Here is a 422-nt window from a genome sequence, read left to right on the forward strand (position 1 = left end):
GTATCCAGTAACTGCTCACGCTCCTGTGGCGTCACTAATTCATGGGCATAAACATCCAATTCAGGGGACGTTAAAAGAGAGGACAACAAAACCTCAAAATGTCCCGCCATACGTTCGATGGTTTGAGCCTTAAAAAGTGCACTACTATATCCCCAAGACAGAAATAGACCTTCACTGCTTTCTTTAATATTTAGAGTCAGATCAAATTTAGCAGTGCCCTCTCCTTCTTCTTCGACCCCGGACAGGCTAAGCCCAGGTAAAGACAAGCGACTTTGGGCATTGTTTTGTAGCGCAATCATCACCTGAAATAATGGAGTGTGGCCTGGGCTGCGCCCGGGTCGCAAACGTTCGACGATTTGTTCAAACGGCACTTGCTGATGGGCATAAGCGTCAAGCAGCATGTTTTTACTTTGTTCTAACAG

1 protein-coding gene is annotated in these 422 nt (G+C 46.2%); it reads right to left on the bottom strand.

Features of this window, described 5'->3' with window-relative positions; genetic code table 11:
- Positions 1 to 401 (bottom strand): condensation domain-containing protein (locus tag EXT47_RS23660; protein ID WP_165383846.1); only part of this gene is annotated, 401 nt, incomplete at its 3' end.
- Between the last annotated feature and the right edge of the window lie 21 nt (positions 402 to 422).

The organism is Pseudoalteromonas sp. CO342X (assembly GCF_004208915.1).
GTDB classification, from domain to species: domain Bacteria; phylum Pseudomonadota; class Gammaproteobacteria; order Enterobacterales; family Alteromonadaceae; genus Pseudoalteromonas; species Pseudoalteromonas maricaloris.